The sequence below is a fragment of the Paenibacillus sp. NPDC055715 genome (genome assembly GCF_053617595.1).
The window spans coordinates 136,368-155,077 of record NZ_JBSHGA010000003.1; the positions used below are offsets into that span (position 1 = coordinate 136,368).

Genomic DNA, 18,710 nt, shown 5'->3' on the forward strand with positions numbered 1-18,710 from the left:
GAGTGTTTTTTCTACAATATGGTAAGGGTTTACGTCAGGAGGTACAAGCTATGACGTCAAAAATGTGGGGAACCACGATTGCCGTGGCCAGTTATCTGATTGCGCTTTTGCTGAGTTTTTGGTTACCGTTGTTTGTGTGTTTGGCGATTCCGGTCATTTGCTTAGGGGGATACAACGCCATTATGGCTATCCGCCATCCCCGTCCCAATCTGACGGGTTCCGTTATTCCGGTAGTACAGGAGCAAGCTGTTGAGACACAGCAAATTGAAAAGGAAGCCTCGGAACCATCGAAGCCTGTGACTGGAAAACCACGCTTACCAGACCAGGTGAGCAGCGAATTTGCTCAGGTTATGGAGTATCTGGAGGTATTGGAGGATATGGTAATCTCCGAGGGGCAAAAGGATGCGCTCGATAACGAGATCGTCGAGAAGGCATTGGCTCTGTTCGCACGTTTACAGCGGGTGATTCCGCTTTTGCATGAATTAAATAACAGCGAAGTAAACCACACCGTTCGGAGATTGATTTTGAAGGACCTGAACGGACTGATTAATCCGTTTCTCCGGCTCAGCGGTGATGCCAAGCGAACCAACCGGAGAACGTTATTAAACGGCTTGCGGGATGTGGATAGCAAAATATCGGTGATTGTATCCACCGTGGAGCACAAGGATCTGATGGAATTACAAAGCAAAGCCGAGCTGATTCACCAGCGTTACAGTAGCTCGGAATTGTAGGTTATTTAGAAAAATAAAAATCAGCAGCATAGCTGCCCCCAACAATAACTATTAGCCTGTGGGTAACAGTTATTGTTGAGGATAGGAGGTTAGCGTTATGGCGACCCCATGGGCTGAATTGAAAAAAGAAGACGAACAAAAGGTGACCGAGGAGGCTTCACAGCTGATTCAGAAGGTGTCACAGAGCGATGTCATGAGCCTGGATACCTTAATGGACGACATTGGGAAGCTGGGGGTTAGAACGCAGGAGCGTGCGGGACAGACTCTCAAAATGCTGGATCGTCCGGTGAACGATCTCATGTCCGGCGACCGGGCCGAGGTATCGAACATGATCTTAAAGCTGCGGGATGAATGCGAAACGCTCCAACAGAGCAAAAATGTGAGCTTTTTCGGCAAGCTTCTACGGAAAAGCCCATTGAAAAACTACATTTATAAATATCAGTCGGTCAAAACGAACATCGAGCAAATCATTACAGCCTTGAGAGACGGTAAGGACAATCTGGAAGAAAATATCGTCAGCATGAGGCAGTTGAAAAAGGCTTCCATTGAGGAAATCTACCATTTGCAGACGAAGATCGCCTTTGGCAATCGGTTGAAGGAGCTGTTCGAGAATGAGATTGCCAAGCCGGAGAATGAAACGCGGAAGCCTCATCTGGAACGGGGACTGCGCAAGGTAGTTACTCGTACGCAGTCGATGACCGAAATGATTTTGCTCTACAATCAGGCAATTGCGGCCACGGATATTATTAATGATAATAATGATAAACTGATTGATTCCGTAAATAATGCCATTGATAAAACGTCGAATCTGATCACTGTATCGGCTATGATTGCGATGGCGCTGGCGGATCAGGACAAAATCATTTCAGCCGTGGATGCCACGAATCGTACGATTGAGAATCAATTCAAGGAAAATGCCAAGCTTCTCAAAACGACGACCGAGAGAACAACCGATTTACTTAGCAAGCCCTCGATGTCACTGGAAGCTGTGAATCAGGCGATTGGGGATTTGGTATCTGCCTTGGATTTGTCCGAAAAATCCAACCGTCAAATTATTGAAAGCTGTCATGCTTATACAAGCAAAATGACGGCAATCAACGCCAACCTCAGCCAACGTTTGGGGATCGAAGGGAAGGAACAGTCCAAGAGTTTGAAGGATAACGATTCTTCCGAAGGACTAAGCTCGTTTCTGAAGTGATTTTTGAGTACAGCTTATATCGAATGACGCCGAAAGGCGTCTTTTTTTGGTTTGGGGGCAGCAGATAAAGGACATGATGATCATACATAGCAATCTCGTGCATAAACTCTTAAAAAGTGAAATAACAAAGGAGAGAACGAGCATATGATGTCCTTTATTTTAGGGTGTGTGATTGTATATCTGCTCTTGGCTGCCAGTAGCGAAAAAGCCGATTCTATCGTGGAATTAAATGATTCTGTGAAATAAATTTTTTTATTGAAAATCATGCATTTTCTGATAGGATAGAGTTAAATATTGGAATCCAAAAGGAGAATGCATGCTGGAATTTTCATTTGAAATCATCGACGAATCGAAAATCAACATTGTGTATCGGTATGGAAGCAGTAGCTTTAATTTCAATTTATTTTTTAATCACGGTGTGTGGACGCTGCATCCTTTTGACGGGATTCTGTTGCAGAATAAGGAAATATGCCGCCTGATCGTGACGGATCTGTTTAAGAACAAAGATTTTCATGTCATGCTGGTACGGGAGAATATTTTGTTGTCAGCCTTGCGCACCTCTATTGATCTCAATCCCGAAACTCGGAGAGAGCGATATCGAGAGCAGGAGCCAGATGAACTGTCTGGATTTGCTGAGGCACACAGCTTTGAAGATGTGCTGCATATGGAGCAGGATTCCATCCACAAGCGTATTGAATTTTTCCAGAACATCATTCAAAAAATGTATATGGAAGGATTCGGCCCGGAAGACAGCGAGTTTAACAAGGTACAAGCTATGATCCGAATTTACAAAGATGCGCATGACCAACTCGGAGATTTGAGCGACTTTCCCCTGAGAGGCGACGACCGCCGCAGATGGTAGATTAGACGGACTAAGCCTTGTCATGTGAGAATCCTACAAAGCTCTTTTTAAAAGAATAGATATCAAAAAGAGAGAGTCCCACGAATAAACTCCACGGAACTCTCTCTTTTTTGTGTTATCCATCTTACCTCAGTCAAAACAAGGTAGGCCAAGTTAAACCAATTGGCCTACCCCTCTCTCTACCTTACACACCTTGGAAAAAGTGTAGAAGCTCTACGGCGGTTGCCAGCGAAGCGGGCATAATTGTTCTGAAGAAGCGAAGCGTTCGCTTTTGTCCTCGGATTTTAACCTTTACAGGTTTTATAAAAATCGTTATGAAATAAATAAAAGCATATAAGGCTAAGATTCCGCTCCTTCCTCTCGACGAGTATCCTGCGATATGTTATGATGATACTCTGATAACGTGTTAACGAACTAAAGTGTTTGCCGCCTGTCCTTTGGATAGGAAGGTTACCATTGCTGGAGGGAATAAGATGAGGAAAACAGCCATGTTTACAATGATGATTGGATTGGTTATGATCGTGCTGGCCGGATGTTCCGGCAGTAAGGATAACAGTAAGTTGATTATTGGAATTGATGATAAATTCGCGCCGATGGGCTTTAGAGATGAAAATAACGAGCTGACCGGCTTTGATATTGATTATGCCAAGGCGACTGCGGAACAAATGGGCAAGCAAGTGGAGTTTCAGCCGATTGACTGGTCTGCCAAAGAATCCGAGCTGAACAGCGGCCGTATTGATCTGATTTGGAACGGCTATACGATTACGGATGAGCGTAAGGAAAAAGTGCTGTTTACGAAGCCCTATCTTAAAAATAGTCAGGTGATCGTGCTTCCGGCCAAATCCAATCTCACGAAGCTGGACGATCTGGCGGGCAAAAACGTGGGTGTCCAAACGTTGTCCTCGGCAGCCGATGCACTGGATGCGAATCCGATCAAGAGCAAGCTGAAGCCAGTGTCTGAGTATCCCGATAATGTTCTTGCGTTGACTGATCTGAAAACCGGACGTCTGGATGCGGTTGTCATTGACGAAGTGGTAGCCAAATACTATATGTCCAAAGAGCCAGGAACGTATAAACTGCTTGGTGAATCACTGGCCCCTGAGGAGTACGGCATCGGTGTGAAAAAAGGAAATGAAGAGCTGTTGACGCAATTGCAATCCGCTTTGAATGAGCTACACAAGAACGGCAAAGCTGCCGAGATTTCGAGAAAGTGGTTTGGAGAAGATAAAGTTTTGAATTAATACGTAGTGTATTGAACTAAAGGTTTAGGAGTCGAAGGTCATGAGTATGGAATATATTTTACGAATTATGAAACCTATGCTTGAAGGGGCGCAGATGACGGTTATTTTATTTTTCATCACGCTCATCTTGTCTATTCCACTGGGGTTTATCGTTACGTTGCTGGTAAAAAGCCGGATTAAGCCTATCGTCTGGCTGATGCACACGTACATTTATGTCATACGCGGCACGCCGCTTTTGCTGCAATTATTGTTCTTTTGTTTTGGTCTGCCGATGTTGCCTGTCATTGGGGAGTATCTGGTAATGGATCGGACAACGGCTGCGGTGCTGGCATTTGTACTGAATTATGCGGCTTATTTTGCAGAAATTTTCAGAGGCGGGATGTTGTCGATTGATAAAGGGCAATATGAGGCTTCACAAGTGCTGGGCTTGAGCAAATCGCAGACGCTGATTAGAGTCATTGTGCCGCAAATGGTACGGATTGCTTTGCCTGCGGTCACGAATGAGGCGACAACACTGGTCAAAGATACGGCGTTGCTATATGCGGTAGCTGTACCGGAACTGCTGCATTTTGCGAATACGGCTGTGAACCGTGATTTTTCGATTGTGCCTTATTTTGTAGCGGCTATGATCTATTTGTTGTTGGCTTTGGTGCTGACACTGTTCTTCAGAGCGCTGGAAAAACGTTTTAAATTCGAGTAAAGGAATGTCGGGATATGAACAATAACGCAATAGAAGTAACCGATTTGAAAAAATCGTTCGGTAAGCTCGACGTTCTGAAAAGAGTGAGCTTTGACGTCAAGGCGGGTGAGGTCGTCGCGGTCATCGGTCCTTCAGGCTCGGGTAAAAGCACGATGCTTCGCAGTCTGGTTTATCTGGAAGATGTGACGGGCGGGACGATCCGCATTCATGATAAAGCATTGGTGGAAAATGGTCAGTACGCCCCGGCAGGCGACATTAAAGGCATTACCACGGGGATGGGCATGGTATTCCAGCATTTTAATCTGTTCCCTCACTTGACGGTGCAGGATAATTTGGAGTTGGCTCCAAAGCTGGTGAAAAAAATGAGTAAGGCCGAGTTGCGCCGCCAAAGCGCTGAGCTGCTGGCTAAAGTCGGCTTGGCGGATAAAGCGGATGCGTATCCATCCCGACTGTCGGGCGGACAGAAGCAGCGTGTGGCGATTGCTCGGGCAATGATGATGAACCCCGACATTTTGCTATTCGACGAGCCAACCTCGGCCCTTGATCCCGAGCTGACGGGCGAGGTGCTGCGGGTTATCCAAAAGCTGGCTGAGGAGCATATGACGATGGTCATCGTGACCCACGAAATGAACTTTGCGAGAGATGTGGCGGACCGTGTCATTTTTATGGACAATGGAGAGATTGCAGAGTCCGGTACGCCGGAGCAAATTTTCGGTAATCCGCAGCTGGAACGGACGAAGGCGTTTTTGAATCGGGTGGGGGATTAAAAGTAGTTACTGGTGTGGTGTGTGTCAGGGAGGCAGGCGCTGCGCGTGCAGATTGTTCATCCGAACGCTTCGCTTCTTCAGAACAATTCTACCCGCTCCGCTGACCGACCACCTGCGCAGCAACATATTTTTAAATAGGTAGTGTGAGGCAGGTATCAGGTCGTTAAGCTGACCCCGCCGTGGCCAAGGAACAACTGCCCCAATACCGAGCGGCAGCAGCGAAATAGAAGGATTCGTACAAAGCAAAGCACTTCAAGGCAAAAGATGACTTTTGCCTTGAAGTGCTTTTTTCTGAACTCATTCGTTAAATCTTCCCATCCATAATCGGTTCGCCTCACACTCGTTTTGGTATAAACTCGTGTTCCCTGCTAAATACTTCAATCATCGTTAATATCCCCGTTCAGTAAGCGTCAAATAGCCCACAGCTTGTTAGTAACTCACTTTTGCAGCTTGAATGACCGAATAAACCCTTGGTTTAGGCATTTCAATGGGTTTCTCCAGCCATCAACATGTTCTCTCTAATACCGGGAGCAATTAAAAAACTGGATTTAATTATTTTGGTTTTTTACTCCCCACTCACATAACTCTTCCAAAACAGGTAATAGTGTTTCCGCTTTATCTGTGAGACTGTACTCGACTTTAGGGGGAACTTGGGGATACTCTTTCCGATTCACCATACCATCCGCTTCCAATTCTTTAAGTTGTGAACTCAATGTTTTATAAGTAATAGCTCCTATCTGCCTTTTCAGATCATTAAAGCGAACCGGTTGGTTTTCTGCTAGGAGGTAAATAATAACCATCTTCCATTTTCCACCAATAACTGATAATGTATAACCAAAAGGGGTATCTTGAATATTTTTAACCTTACCTTTATATTCAGCCATACTCATATTTACACTATCCTTTCGGGTAGTACCTATCAAAATAGTGCGTACTACTTTTTTATTTGCATTCATTTTATACTAACCTTACTTTGAAATAAAGGAGAGAAAAAAATGACTAATGCCATAACCTACAATCACGGTGTTGCATGGGAAGAAGCTTTCGGCGTCACCCAAGGCTACAGCGTCAACGGCACCATCTACATTTCGGGACAATTTTCCCACGATATGCAGGGCGCATTCGTTGGCGAGGGCGATTTCGAGGCACAGAGCCGGCAGACGTTGGAGAATCTCGATCGCGTGCTGGCGGGATTTGGTGTCACGAGGTCGAACATCGCTGAGATGGAGATCTTTCTGACAAACCCGCAAGAGCATTTCGAGCAGTGCGTCGTGCTGTACAAGGAGTATGTGGGCGACCATCGGCCGGCCGTCACCCTCATCGGCGTGTCGGGTCTGGCGTTCCCTCACCAACTGATTGAAATCCGCGCCGTTGCACACACCGACTAACTCGGCCACCGCGGTCAGCGCAGCGCCGGGCGGTCGGGCTTCGAAAAGGCGCGACCGCTATTGGCTCGAAGCGGAAGGGTCGTCGCACACTGAAGTCCAGCACCATACGCTGGCACAAAACTGCGCTGCTAGCGGGGGAGTTTTACGTCAGAAAAAACATTTAATTTAAAGAATCTGTTTGGAGAGATACCTATTTTAAATAAATACTCATAAACGGAATTACAATAGAACTAAGATCTGCTTAATCTAAAAATACACTCACGCACTTTATGTTTACGAGGGTGTATTTTTATGTGGCAGCAAGTGCAACTATTCTGTTATACGCTTCCTCGGAAAGTATTTACTTTAACTAAACGAATTTAGTAGAATCGGTCTGTCCTCATGAGAGTTTTTGCATATGAAGGGACGACTCAAGACTTCAAGGTAATTGTACGTTTTCCTCTTTATGTGTTTTTAATGAAACCATCCATTAAATCGTCCGATTTTAGCTGAGGACATAGTCAATCTTCATGGTTTATTACCATCCCCCAATTCCTTCTCTCGGCTAAATACTTCAATCATCGTTAAGGCTCCCGTTCGATACCCGTGGATGAATGCTGCTGCGGAGTGCAGGGAGGTTGACTCGTTTAATAAATCAAACATGACTTCCATTTGCTCAAAATCGATTTCTGATAATTTATTTTTCAGCATCTCCATATGTTCATTAATTTTTTGATTCACTTTTTGAGACTCAGGATCGGTTGACTTTATTTGTTCACTGGGACGCCAACTCCCATAATACATATCCTCCAAAATCATTTTCAATATGCCTCCCTAAGAATGCTGATTATTTATAATAAGCTGAGCGAAAGATGTACATAAGGCGCCACTACGCGGTCGGATGGTGCTTCCCATCGCTGTTGTGCCCGGATTTCTTAATCAAGCTAAGAAGGTTGAAATCCGGGCACAAAGGCGAACGCTATCGCTTGTACAGCACCATTCCGCCCACTCCGTTCTTGTTCCATTTGCTGTATTCTTTAGTTCATTTTACATGGGTAAATAAATTTTTATGCGAAAAACGCATAAAAATCAATATGCAGTTTTCGCATGCCGTAAACTTTGCTTGGGTGATGAGCAATGTATAAGAGAATTCGCGATTTACGTGAGGACAAAGACTTAACACAACAGACCATGGCTGACTTCTTACATATCTCACAAACGACCTACTCTCGATATGAAAATGGGAACTTGGACGTTCCAAGTGTTGTCTTAATCAAGTTGGCAGATTTCCACAGGGTAAGTATCGACTTTATTCTTGGTCAGACAGATAATCCTGAACGTTGTGCAGGTAAAAAGAATAGCATGCAAAATAAAGCTCTATAATGACCGCAGGAGCTTTATTTCAATATTCTGTTATACGCTTCGTCGGAAAATATTCACTTTAACAAAACGAATTTAGTAGAATCCGTCTGTCCCAATTGAGAGTTTTTGCATATGAAGGGGCGACTCAAGATTTCAAGGTAAAGTTGAAGATAAATAAATTTTATGCGAAAAACGCATAAAAATCAATATGCAGTTTTCGCATGCCGTAAACTTTGCTTGGGTGATGAGCAGTGTATAAGAGAATTCGCAATTTACGTGAGGACAAAGACTTAACACAACAGACCATGGCTGACTTCTTACATATCTCACAAACGACCTATTCTCGATATGAAAATGGGAACTTGGACGTTCCAAGTGTTGTCTTAATCAAATTGGCAGATTTCCACAAGGTGAGTATCGACTTTATTCTTGATCAGACAGACAATCCTAAACGTTACAGGTAAAAAGGCATAACATGCAAAATAAAGCTCCCGTGATGATTCACAGGAGTTTTATTTCTGGAATTATTCATTAAATCGTCCCATCATAACTGTGTTGTGGTACTTACCTTCGGACAGAATTTTGTCTTTTTTTAATATACCTTCGATCTCAAACCCCAGTTGTTTATACAGCGCAATGGCCTTATCGTTTGTTTCTAAAACATTCAACGACATTTTTTGAATGCCATTGAAATCAGCCCATTCGATAGATGCTTTCAGCAGATTTTTCCCCATACCATATCCCCAAAATTCTTTACATACGCAGACTCCAAATTCTACTTTATGAGCGAATCTATTTAAATAAACTCCTTCGCATCTTGAAAACCCCACGATTCGATCACCAACTACAGCAACTAAAAATAAATTTCTTGGTTTTACAGTGTCTGTTTGTATAATCTGTTCAAACCCCGATGTATCTATAAATGCCTCCCCTTGCTCTCTATCCAAATTTTCTGTCTCTCCATCAATCTGTAATCTTAATTTAGATAAATCTGCCGCATCCTTGTCGATTGCCGATCTAACGGTATAATTTAGCCCATTCACATAAAACTCTTGCTTATTAATGATCATGATATACTCCATTCATATTGAGTTGGTGTGTTCGACTTGTTCTATTCTTTAGTATAACTTTTATAATGAAAAAAGGAGCATGAGGGGCTCCTTTTTCTTTACAAATCAAGAAGCTACAAGCCCTCTTTCCGCTCAGCTAAAAGCTTTCCAGAGGAAAGCTCGCATCGTAAGCATAGGCTATCCCCGGATTTTACCCTTTATAGATTCTATTCAATAGATAAATCCGGGGATAACAGCGATCGGAAGAACAATCTGCACGCGTAGCGCTCGTGCCCACCGCCGTAACTCATCCCACTATAGGTTAAAATTATATATAAATCGGTTGAAAATGTTGATTTTACCAATGGACAAGGATTTGTACATTGGAGTTGTAACGCTTACATTGCTGATTTTGGACTGAGAATGGTTAAACAGGACGTGTATGAGCAGCTATATCAAACTGGCAGTTCAGGTTTGTATGAATGATATTTAAGATGTTTCGTGAGAAAAAAGTAACGTTTGATTTTTAGTCAGTTATGATTTATGATGGAAGAAATATTGGATGATGCTGGAACAATCATTATGGTTTGAACTGATATATTTATAGTTTATTGCGCGTGAAGCACACGGGCTGTTTCTTCCTTACAGGGGAGAGGCAGCCCTTTTTGTTGAGATTTTGGGGAAATGTAGTGCGGCTTTTTTAGAATGCTTGATATTAGAAGTTTTTCTTATAGATTTTGTGATAGGTAAATCATATAATGTATAAGTTGTATCCATTATTTTCCGAAAGTGGGGATGTGATAAGTTCGTGGGATTAGGGCTGATAGTACATAGTTTATAGTTTAAACAGACAAAGGGGATAGAGAGATGAGTATGAAAAAGTGGATGTTGAGTTTGACCGCAGTCACATTGCTATGGGGAGCAACAAGTACAATTTCAACGACGGAAGCAGCAAGCAGCTCCAAACCAATTGAAGTATTATTGAATGCGAAAAAAATACAGTTTCCCGACGCTAAACCATTTCAGGATGATAACGATTATGTGATGGTACCCATTCGTTTTGTATCCGAAGCGCTGGGGGCTAAAGTTGGCTGGGAGAAAACAGGCGGTCAGTTGGCTGTGTCGATTAAGAATGATGCACATGTGGTCAACATGACGGTGGGGCAGAACACGGCCACTGTGGATGGACAGACCAAAACGTATGAGACAAAGATTATTTTGAAGCAGAATCGTACTTTTGTACCGCTGCGGCTGGTAAGTGAAGGCTTGGGTCAGACGGTGGAATGGGATAAGATTAGCCGTTGGGTTTGGATTGGGAAGAAGGACATAGCTTCGCTAGAGGATACGGGGCATCAGGCAGTGAGTATTGAGCCGTATAAGAAGGCAATAAACAAGATACCAAATCTTATAAACGATGTTGCAGGTAAGCCATACAACAAAGTAGTGATCTTCAAGCAATCTGATCTGCCTATTAAGCTACTTGAAGGTATTTATTCGATTGAGCCTTACACATCTCCAAAGGGTGTGCCTTATCTGCGTATGAGGGTGAAAACGAAGTCTACTACAGCAGGTAGCATATTTTACTTGACGAAGAATAAGGATGCACGTGTGCGTTTTCCGATGGACGGCTTGATGCAAGATAATGGAGACGGTACAAAGATGGTATATTACCCAATTTATTCGTCTGGAGATGAACTCTTTCAAGGCATTAAAAATTACAAATCCTTTAAATTGCAAGACATTGAATATATTGCATTCGGATTAGCGTCAGATGACTACATCCCTATGCTGGTCAACCCGTGGAAGGGAAACTAAGCACATGAAGAACACGGAACGCATTCTGGCCGTATTGCTGGTGGGGGTACTGCTTTTGTTGCAGCTTCCACCTTTTTCTTTTTCCACCGATAAGGCGGCAGCTGATACAGAAATCACACCGCTGTCTTACTATGCAGACAAGAATGACCGTTACTTTGTTGGTATGATGTACTTTGATATGTGGAAGAACACCGCTGGTAAGTGGGTTACAGATGGCGGTAAGGAGCCAGGGAAGGGAATGCATGGTGAAGCCAAATTCACCTACAAATTTCAGTTTCCGGGTCGTAAAATCAAGAACGTAACGGCTCGCTTGTACACAAAAGCGGACAATGGGAGAAATCCGGAATACTTCCAGGAATCCCGTTCTGATAGCTACGCACAGTATGCTTACGCGATGAGTAAAGGCACAGTGGAGGATGATAAACATCACTTTCAGCCGAAGGGAGTGGGGACAGATACCGCTATCATTCCAATCACTGTGAATATAAAACTCGATGCAGAAGTACAGGCTAAAAACATCAAAGAAGATAGCTGCCCGAGCTGTGCCAAAGAGGTCGAAGCCTGGCGTATCTACCAGCCGATCCTGTTCAAGATCGAACTGGATGGCGGCCTGACCGTGAAGCATTATACCGAGACAGGAAAGTCGCTTGACAACGTGTTTCCAACACGTAATGAAGACCTGAAAGTTGGTCAAACGTATGACTTTACTCCAGGAAGTGATGAAAATTACGAATACGTGGGTTACAAGAAAAGCTCCACCGGGGCGTCTCCAAGTGGCGACATTACGCCCGGTCAGCTCCCGGCATTGACGTATGACGGCAAGTTTGAGCAGTACACGGTCAATCTTTATTACAAGGAGAAGGGACCGCCTCATGACACGAAATGCACTCGACCTACGCCTAGCGGTAGCCAGTCGGACAAATACCTCGACCCGATGGTGTCTGCTGTGATCAAAGCCGACCAGCGAGGCGCGTCACGCTTTGATGTAGCCAAGGGCATCCCGACCTCCGAAAACCTGTATGGAAACGTGCTGGCCCGAAATTACCTGTTTCAAAACACCTTTCAACAGCTCAAAGGCGAGTGCACCTACAACGTCAAGCTGAAGCGCACTTATGATCTGGAATGGGAAGATATCAACGATACCCGGCATATGAAGGTCGTAGAGTATTACAAATACGAAATTGTAAAACCGTACTCTTACTGGACGATCGACAACCTCGAAGTGTACGGTATCAAGAACGCGCAGCTACGCAACTATGCACTGCCGGGAGGAAGTATTACGATTCCGCCGAAAGACTATGCCCCTCCTGCTTTAGAGTCCGCGAACAACGGCAATTATTATTCGGGGCCAGATCCGGGCATCATCGACGGGGGTACACTTTATATTTATGGCGGCAAGAGTATGCCGAAGGTGCCCAATGAACAAAGGTCACTGGAGCCTGTGGCCCAGAAGGCTACACCAGACGTGGAAGTGGAAAACGATACTGTGAAATTCAACGGTCAGACGATCATGGACCACCAGCGTGTCAAGGAAAAAGGCCCGACTCCTGGCAAAATTCCTGAACCTGTAAAGATTGGAGAGAATGTGCTTTACAGCCCGGGCCACATGATTGAAAAGCACAAGACAAATAAGCCCAATACGCCTAGTAGCGGTGATATCATCTATGCGATTCTAAAAGGAAATATCAATGGCGGTGCAGATAAGACTTTGCCGATCCAAGGGATCAACACCGTGACCGTTCACACGCCCGTGGTGAATCTTTCAAGCGTATCAGACGATGCGGCCCACAACCAGAAAACCCAACCGACGAAAGGTAGATCAGCACTCATTCTGGAACGTCCTTTCCGCGTGACGATTTCAACGGCGGGCCCGCATCTGAATATTCCCGGCTATGGTGATCGGGAGTATGCCAAATATGTGCGAACCAAGCAGGTACGATTTCCGTTCGATGTGTACGACAAGGGGGAAACTCAGTTCTATCCGCGTGGAACCTGGATCGATATTCCGGTAAGGCAACGGGACACAGACTTCTATTTGCCCGTATGGGTGGATGAAGGGAACTATACCGTCGAGTTTCGTACGATTGCAGAAAACGCACCGGACGGGTTCACTGAACAGCGTCATGCCAATACGGATATCGCGCATCATGTTGCCAATGATGTGGTAGAGATCGAGGTCATCGGACGGATGTATGATTTTCATATCACGGATATTGCCGACTACCATTGGGAGCGGGTATTCCGACAGCGTAAAGGAAGTCCGGTGCATAGCGGACTGTCCTATTGGACGGGACTAGGGAACATCGACGGACTGCCAAGGGGGAACCAGGAGCCATTTACCTTGCCTGTCCGGCCCGGCAGTCATCCGCATGAAGGCTACTCCAATGTAGCGGTCAAGACAGGCTACCATTTCAAGTTTGACCTCAAAACCAAAGGGAATATGTTCAGTGCCAAAGACGGTATCCGCATCACGCCATCATTTTATTGGGTGAGCAAGGAGGGTCGCCAGCGAGAAAAAGTGGATCTGTATACACATGCGGGAAGCCGCAAGTTCATCCGTTTGGGATCAGCGGAGGATCGGGAGAAGCGATATGTCATTTTAAATGAACGGCTGCGCAATGTACCGACGGAGGAAATGCAGGATACAGCAGCCTACCAATACAAGCATGAGTTGAGTGAAACACAGCGGAGCCAGTCGACGCTGGAACGCTATGTTTCCCTGTATGCCCAGCGTATTACGCGTAGCAAGACGTGGATCGGCCGCTACGATTGGCTGGTGCTGCCTGCGACGGTGCGTACCTTGATCGGTCCCAAGACGGACCTGCCGGATGGAGTCGATGTCGACCGTGCCAATGCGTCGATTCAGCGCTGGTATGGCGAATATAGCCTGCCTGCTGATGTGTACGTGGTCCCTAAAGGGACGGATTTACGTGAAGAAAGCCGTCGTCTGGAGCTAAACGAGCATGCGAGCATATTTAAGAAAACGGGCTATATCATTGTTAACTTCAATTTGGAGTCGCTCCGTCAGGGGGATACCGAGCATCCACATTTGCAATATATTAACGGCCCGTTGCTGAACCAGTGGCAACTGGAAGGCTACCGGAGAGAAGTAAAAGATCCGTACGGGCAACCCTTTCATTTACAGGATGGGGATGTCGTGTTTTACCATGCGGACCAGTCCAGCCGGGACGATTTCAGCTCCTTTGTTCCACATTAGAACTGGGGAAGTACAGTTATTCTACTGCGTTGTCCAGTCTGATCGTCGTTCTCATCGCGGCAGGGGGAGCCATTGTGTTGCTTGTTCAGAAATGGGCGACACGTAAGGGAGTGCGATCATGAGTATTGAAATAAAACAAATCAGCAAAACCTGTGCCAGCGCTTAGGCGCTTCAAGTGATTGATTTAACCATTGCGGATGGAGAATTTATGGCATTTTTAGGACCCTCCGGGTGCGGGAAAACAACATTTCTGCGTATCCTTGCTGGATTCGAGCAGCCCAGCTCCGGGCACATCAGCATGAATGGCAATATCGTAGCCGGAAATGGTATTCGGTTACCGCCGGAAAAAAGGCGAATCGGTATGGTTTTCCAGTCCTTCGCCTTGTGGCCGCATATGAATGTGGCAGAGCATGTTCTTTGTCCAATCCGTACGCACAGAGAAACGCCTGCGCATATGAAGCAACATGAGCAGGAGCGGGTAGAGCAGGTGCTGGAGCTTGGGGGGTTTTCGGATTTGACCTCCCGCATGCCGCATGAGCTGTCGGGAGGTCATATCGCTCTTGTCCTTTCAGTTAAATGAGAAGGGATCCTTGAGTCTTGCCTCTGGTACAGAGCTGGAGGAATGATTTTTTCAAGCCTGAGCATTTTGCATGAAGCATTGGGAATCGAATTATGCAAAAGTCATATTCGTAAACTACGAATGTGACTAGGCAAACTTTTGCGGAAAACAGGACGAAAAATGCGATACATGATGAAAACCGATTTCTTCTGAAATGCGGGCAAGGGACCATGCAGTTTGCAGCAAAAGCTTTTTGGACTGCTCAATTCGGTAGTTCAGCAACTATTTCATCGGGGTCATACCATATACCCTGAGCATACTTTTAGCCTAATAATTAGGATGATAATTGAGTTCCTTGTGTAAAAGTGGGTTGGAGATGTGGGGAGACGGATTGTCAAGCCAAGTGCGCCAGAGCTTCTGTAAATGATTCGTGAGTGGTTCTCCATGAAACATTTCCGTGTTTGGTTATTGATGACCAGAAAGCCGAGCAGTGTTTTCACAATATTTTATATACCCATACCCCGTATATGTATGTTAGTATTGGTGTGTAAGAATAAAATCCCACTTCAAAGGAGAGATCATCATGAAAATCGCAATCATGCTTTTTGATGGAATCACAGCATTAGATGCAATTGGTCCATACGATGTATTTGCTGCTACACTGAAATGTGAAGTGAAGTTTGTCGCTAAGAAAAAAGGGTTAATCAAACTGGACTCAAATATGGGCTATTTGCATGCCGATTACAGTTTTTCTGAAGTTACCTCAGCTGATATTCTTGTTGTTCCAGGTTGCAGTCCGCCAAATTATAAAACTCCAATGAATGACGAAGAAACGTTAAATTGGATTCGGCAAATACATGAAGCTACGAAATGGACCACGTCGGTTTGTAACGGCTCTCTGATTTTGAGCGCCGCAGGCTTATTAAATGGAATCGTAGCCACCAGTCATTGGGGATCCTTAGACTTGCTCCAATCTCTTGGAACCATTCCAACAGATGAGAGAGTGGTTCGTCAGGGCAAAATCGTAACAGCAGCCGGTGTCTCCTCTGGTATTGATATGGCACTCCAACTAATAGCATGGGAATTGGGAGAAGATATGAGTAAAGGAGTCCAGCTGATTCTGGAATACGATCCTCAGCCTCCGTTTGACACGGGTTCACCAAAGAAAGCGCCTACTTTATTGGTAGAACAAATAAGAGGTATGTTACAAGAGTTTGCAAAACGGGAGCCCAATGTGTAAATCAAGAATAAATCAGCACGTTCTCAATAGCGGTATTGGGCAGTTTCCAAAAAGCATGCCTTATTATACAGATTCAGTAACCGGGCTGTTTAAGGGACTGGCTTTTTCAAGCTCAGCTGGTGCTGGAATAATTTCTGACTGCTTGCCGGGACGAAACTCATTTTCCGATTTGGCGACGATGACGGTAGCGACCCCGTTACCAATCAGATTGGTGATGGCTCGCGCTTCCGACATGAAGCGGTCCACACCGAGCAGCAGCGCCATTCCCGCCAGCGGGATGGAAGGGAACGCCGCGAGTGTGGCTGCCAGCGTGATAAATCCGGAGCCCGTGACGCCTGCTGCTCCCTTCGAGGTCAGCATGAGAATACCGAGCAGTGTCAATTGCTGCCACACGGTCATATCGACCCCGGAGGCCTGAGCCACAAACATGGCGGCCATGGACAGATAGATCGCCGTACCATCCAGGTTAAACGAGTAGCCTGTTGGAATGACTAGGCCGACCACCGTTTTGGAACAACCGTATTTCTCCATTTTGTCCATCATACGTGGCAGGGCAGACTCCGAGGATGAAGTACCAAGTACGAGTAAAATTTCTTCTTTGATATAAGCGATAAACTTGAAAATGCTGAAACCGTACATGCGAGCAATCATACCGAGCACAATGATAATGAATACGGCCATGGTCAGGTAAACGGAGCCCATCAGCTTGCCCAGAGAGGTTAACGACCCAATGCCGAATTTACCAATCGTATAAGACATGGCACCGAATGCGGCGATTGGGGACAATTTCATGATCATATTCACGATGCCAAAGAAGGCGCGCGACAGCTTGTCGAACAGGACAATGACGGGTTTGGCTTGCTCCCCCATGGCCGTCAGTGACAGCCCGAAGAGGATGGCAAAGAACAGAATAGGCAGTAAATCTCCGCCTGCCATAGCGCTCACTACATTTTCAGGAATAATGCCGACGATGAAATCAACGAGCCCATGACTTGTTTCTGTTGCTTTTTGAGCATATTGAGATACGTCTCCAGTTGCTTTGCTCACATCAATGCCATCTCCCGGTCTAACTAGGTTAACAACGATTAGACCAATAGCCAGCGCAATCGTGGTAACGATTTCAAAATAGAGAAGGGCCTTTCCGCCGATGCGACCGACTTTTTTCATGTCTCCCATGCTGGCAATCCCGTGTACAATTGTAAAAAATACAATGGGTGCGATGACCATCTTAATGAGCTTGATAAAGGCGTCTCCGAGAATTTTGAGTTTTTCCCCTGTTGCAGGAAAAAAGTGACCTAAAAGAATACCCAGCACAATGGCGATAACGACCTGAACCGTCAAGTTTTTAAAATTAATTCTCAGTTTCATTGGGATACGCTCTCGCTTTCTTTTTGTTTTTGAAAACGCTTTATTTGTGTATCCCCAGTGTAAAAGCTTCGTTCTTGGCAAACAAGAATACGGTCATAACGTTCTTTTTGGTCTTTATGGTCCTTGAATCATATCCATCAGGTCCGACCCGATGATGGGAGTGAACTCCGGATAGAGCACGCGCAGTTTTTCCCTCCAAAGCTTACGCTCACCCTCGGACAGGTGGGTAATTTTAATGTCTCCGGTCTGTTGCAACTGGCGAAGGCGATTCGCATTTTCATCTATTTCCCGTTTGTTCCAACGCGTCGTTTCCTCAAGTGCCTCCTGCAGCACCAGCTTAGCGTCACTTGGGAGGCGATCCCAATAGGATTTGTTAATTACGACGGCATAACCCAGATAGCTGTGGTTGCTGATGGTCATATTGCGTTGCACTTGGTAAAACCGTTTGGTAAGGATATTGGATATCGTGTTCTCCTGTCCATCTGCCGTGCCCGTCTCTAGGTTGTGGTATATTTCATTAAAAGGAGTGCTGATGGTCGATGCTCCCAGCACTTCAAACTGACGTTCTAATACCAGGCTTGGCTGGATACGAAATTTCAAGCCCGTAAAATCGGTGGGTGTGCTGAGTGGATGAGCGTTGTTAGTCATTTGCCGAAAGCCGTTCGACCAGAAAGCGACGCCTTTCATTCCAAAGGGGTCAAGTGTTTGCGATAACCGTTTGCCCAATTTTCCGTTCAGTGCCTGATCGACCTCAGCCTGATCCTCGAAGGCAAACGGGAGATCCATCACTAGCCAGGCTTGATCAATCGCATTCAAATTGGAAAACGAAGGAGCTATCATCTGAATCTCTCCCCGCTGAAGTGCAGCAACTTCCGTGGTTTCTGAATAGCGTATTCCATTTGGGAACACTTGAATCTCAATCCGATCGTTGGACTTTTCTTTAACCCGTTGTGCAAAATGAGCGGTAGCCAGTCCTTTGGGCGAGTTTTCTGCCACCACATGGCTAAATTTGATCACGATCCGATCTTTAAGACCGATAAATTCATTATCATAAGGGAGCTCCTCACCAAAATCCTTTTGAAAACCGATCACAGAAGCCGTTAGGATACCCAGTACGAGCAGAATGCCAAATCCAGCAGCTCTTTTCATAAAGTAACCTCCCATCTGTTGCTATTGTAGACTCATTATTCCACAATGATATTCAAAGGTAAACGGTTTAAAGGAAAGGAGAAGA

General features: G+C 45.3%; 20 protein-coding genes. 13 read left to right on the forward strand and 7 right to left on the reverse strand.

Translation table 11 applies throughout. The annotated features are described in order from the left end of the window. Positions 1 to 50 precede the first annotated feature (50 nt). From ACWGOO_RS07660 to ACWGOO_RS07685, 6 genes are all read left to right on the forward strand, one after another. Entirely contained in the window at positions 51 to 731 is a 681-nt protein-coding gene (locus ACWGOO_RS07660) for a hypothetical protein (protein WP_452482179.1), read from the forward strand. Between the two features lie 97 nt (positions 732 to 828). After that, on the forward strand, positions 829 to 1,929 hold the full coding sequence (locus tag ACWGOO_RS07665) for a toxic anion resistance protein (protein ID WP_452482181.1): 1,101 nt from the start codon (positions 829 to 831) through the stop codon (positions 1,927 to 1,929). A gap of 316 nt (positions 1,930 to 2,245) precedes the next feature. Then, complete coding sequence (locus ACWGOO_RS07670) at positions 2,246 to 2,791, forward strand: hypothetical protein (protein ID WP_452482183.1); 546 nt, start codon at positions 2,246 to 2,248, stop codon at positions 2,789 to 2,791. Between the two features lie 473 nt (positions 2,792 to 3,264). After that, on the forward strand, positions 3,265 to 4,032 hold the full coding sequence (locus tag ACWGOO_RS07675; RefSeq protein WP_452482185.1) for an amino acid ABC transporter substrate-binding protein: 768 nt from the start codon (positions 3,265 to 3,267) through the stop codon (positions 4,030 to 4,032). 40 nt (positions 4,033 to 4,072) lie between these two features. Beyond that, positions 4,073 to 4,732, forward strand: coding sequence for an amino acid ABC transporter permease (locus ACWGOO_RS07680; protein WP_452482187.1), 660 nt, complete (start codon positions 4,073 to 4,075; stop codon positions 4,730 to 4,732). Positions 4,733 to 4,746: 14 nt separating this feature from the next. After that, positions 4,747 to 5,499, forward strand: coding sequence for an amino acid ABC transporter ATP-binding protein (locus ACWGOO_RS07685; RefSeq protein ID WP_452482189.1), 753 nt, complete (start codon positions 4,747 to 4,749; stop codon positions 5,497 to 5,499). Between the two features lie 24 nt (positions 5,500 to 5,523). Here the strand turns inward: ACWGOO_RS07685 and ACWGOO_RS07690 are convergent, their stop codons facing one another. Together ACWGOO_RS07690 and ACWGOO_RS07695 are read right to left on the reverse strand one after the other, a co-directional pair. Further along, positions 5,524 to 5,745, reverse strand: coding sequence for a hypothetical protein (locus ACWGOO_RS07690; protein WP_452482191.1), 222 nt, complete (start codon positions 5,743 to 5,745; stop codon positions 5,524 to 5,526). A 302-nt stretch (positions 5,746 to 6,047) separates the two neighbouring features. Then, a complete protein-coding gene (locus ACWGOO_RS07695; protein ID WP_354451495.1) occupies positions 6,048 to 6,389 on the reverse strand; it encodes a winged helix-turn-helix transcriptional regulator in 342 nt (113 codons plus the stop codon). A gap of 105 nt (positions 6,390 to 6,494) precedes the next feature. On the opposite strand from ACWGOO_RS07695, the gene ACWGOO_RS07700 reads away from it, so the two are divergent. Next, positions 6,495 to 6,887 (forward strand): RidA family protein, encoded by a 393-nt coding sequence (locus tag ACWGOO_RS07700; protein WP_452482192.1) that lies wholly within the window; start codon positions 6,495 to 6,497, stop codon positions 6,885 to 6,887. 507 nt (positions 6,888 to 7,394) lie between these two features. Here the strand turns inward: ACWGOO_RS07700 and ACWGOO_RS07705 are convergent. Continuing rightward, positions 7,395 to 7,685: a DUF6809 family protein gene (locus tag ACWGOO_RS07705; RefSeq protein ID WP_354451424.1), complete on the reverse strand. Its 291-nt coding sequence runs from the start codon at positions 7,683 to 7,685 to the stop codon at positions 7,395 to 7,397. A gap of 318 nt (positions 7,686 to 8,003) precedes the next feature. On the opposite strand from ACWGOO_RS07705, the gene ACWGOO_RS07710 reads away from it, so the two are divergent. Together ACWGOO_RS07710 and ACWGOO_RS07715 are read left to right on the forward strand one after the other, a co-directional pair. Continuing rightward, positions 8,004 to 8,249 (forward strand): helix-turn-helix domain-containing protein, encoded by a 246-nt coding sequence (locus ACWGOO_RS07710; protein ID WP_452482195.1) that lies wholly within the window; start codon positions 8,004 to 8,006, stop codon positions 8,247 to 8,249. A 230-nt stretch (positions 8,250 to 8,479) separates the two neighbouring features. Further along, on the forward strand, positions 8,480 to 8,692 hold the full coding sequence (locus ACWGOO_RS07715; protein WP_452482197.1) for a helix-turn-helix domain-containing protein: 213 nt from the start codon (positions 8,480 to 8,482) through the stop codon (positions 8,690 to 8,692). 60 nt (positions 8,693 to 8,752) lie between these two features. On the opposite strand, the gene ACWGOO_RS07720 is transcribed toward ACWGOO_RS07715, so the two are convergent. Next, positions 8,753 to 9,298 carry an N-acetyltransferase family protein gene (locus ACWGOO_RS07720; RefSeq protein ID WP_452482199.1) on the reverse strand — a complete coding sequence of 182 codons (546 nt, stop codon included), beginning with the start codon at positions 9,296 to 9,298 and terminating at the stop codon, positions 8,753 to 8,755. An 846-nt stretch (positions 9,299 to 10,144) separates the two neighbouring features. Between ACWGOO_RS07720 and ACWGOO_RS07725 the strand changes: the two genes are divergently transcribed. The 3 genes from ACWGOO_RS07725 (at position 10,145) to ACWGOO_RS07735 (ending at position 14,889) form a co-directional block, all read left to right on the forward strand. Then, entirely contained in the window at positions 10,145 to 11,092 is a 948-nt protein-coding gene (locus ACWGOO_RS07725) for a copper amine oxidase N-terminal domain-containing protein (protein ID WP_452482201.1), read from the forward strand. 4 nt (positions 11,093 to 11,096) lie between these two features. Then, the gene (locus tag ACWGOO_RS07730) at positions 11,097 to 14,309 is read left to right on the forward strand and encodes a DUF5704 domain-containing protein (RefSeq protein WP_452482203.1); all 3,213 of its coding nucleotides are present in this window, start codon (positions 11,097 to 11,099) and stop codon (positions 14,307 to 14,309) included. Positions 14,310 to 14,484: 175 nt separating this feature from the next. Next, positions 14,485 to 14,889: an ATP-binding cassette domain-containing protein gene (locus ACWGOO_RS07735; protein WP_452482205.1), complete on the forward strand. Its 405-nt coding sequence runs from the start codon at positions 14,485 to 14,487 to the stop codon at positions 14,887 to 14,889. 126 nt (positions 14,890 to 15,015) lie between these two features. Here the strand turns inward: ACWGOO_RS07735 and ACWGOO_RS07740 are convergent, their stop codons facing one another. Beyond that, positions 15,016 to 15,150 (reverse strand): helix-turn-helix domain-containing protein, encoded by a 135-nt coding sequence (locus ACWGOO_RS07740; protein WP_452482207.1) that lies wholly within the window; start codon positions 15,148 to 15,150, stop codon positions 15,016 to 15,018. A 301-nt stretch (positions 15,151 to 15,451) separates the two neighbouring features. On the opposite strand from ACWGOO_RS07740, the gene ACWGOO_RS07745 reads away from it, so the two are divergent. Beyond that, the gene (locus tag ACWGOO_RS07745; protein ID WP_452482209.1) at positions 15,452 to 16,108 is read left to right on the forward strand and encodes a DJ-1/PfpI family protein; all 657 of its coding nucleotides are present in this window, start codon (positions 15,452 to 15,454) and stop codon (positions 16,106 to 16,108) included. 63 nt (positions 16,109 to 16,171) lie between these two features. On the opposite strand, the gene ACWGOO_RS07750 is transcribed toward ACWGOO_RS07745, so the two are convergent. Both ACWGOO_RS07750 and ACWGOO_RS07755 read right to left on the reverse strand, forming a co-directional pair. Next, positions 16,172 to 17,476, reverse strand: a complete 1,305-nt coding sequence (locus ACWGOO_RS07750; protein ID WP_452482211.1) for a dicarboxylate/amino acid:cation symporter — start codon at positions 17,474 to 17,476, stop codon at positions 16,172 to 16,174. A gap of 114 nt (positions 17,477 to 17,590) precedes the next feature. Beyond that, complete coding sequence (locus tag ACWGOO_RS07755; protein WP_452482213.1) at positions 17,591 to 18,625, reverse strand: DctP family TRAP transporter solute-binding subunit; 1,035 nt, start codon at positions 18,623 to 18,625, stop codon at positions 17,591 to 17,593. Positions 18,626 to 18,710 lie beyond the last annotated feature (85 nt).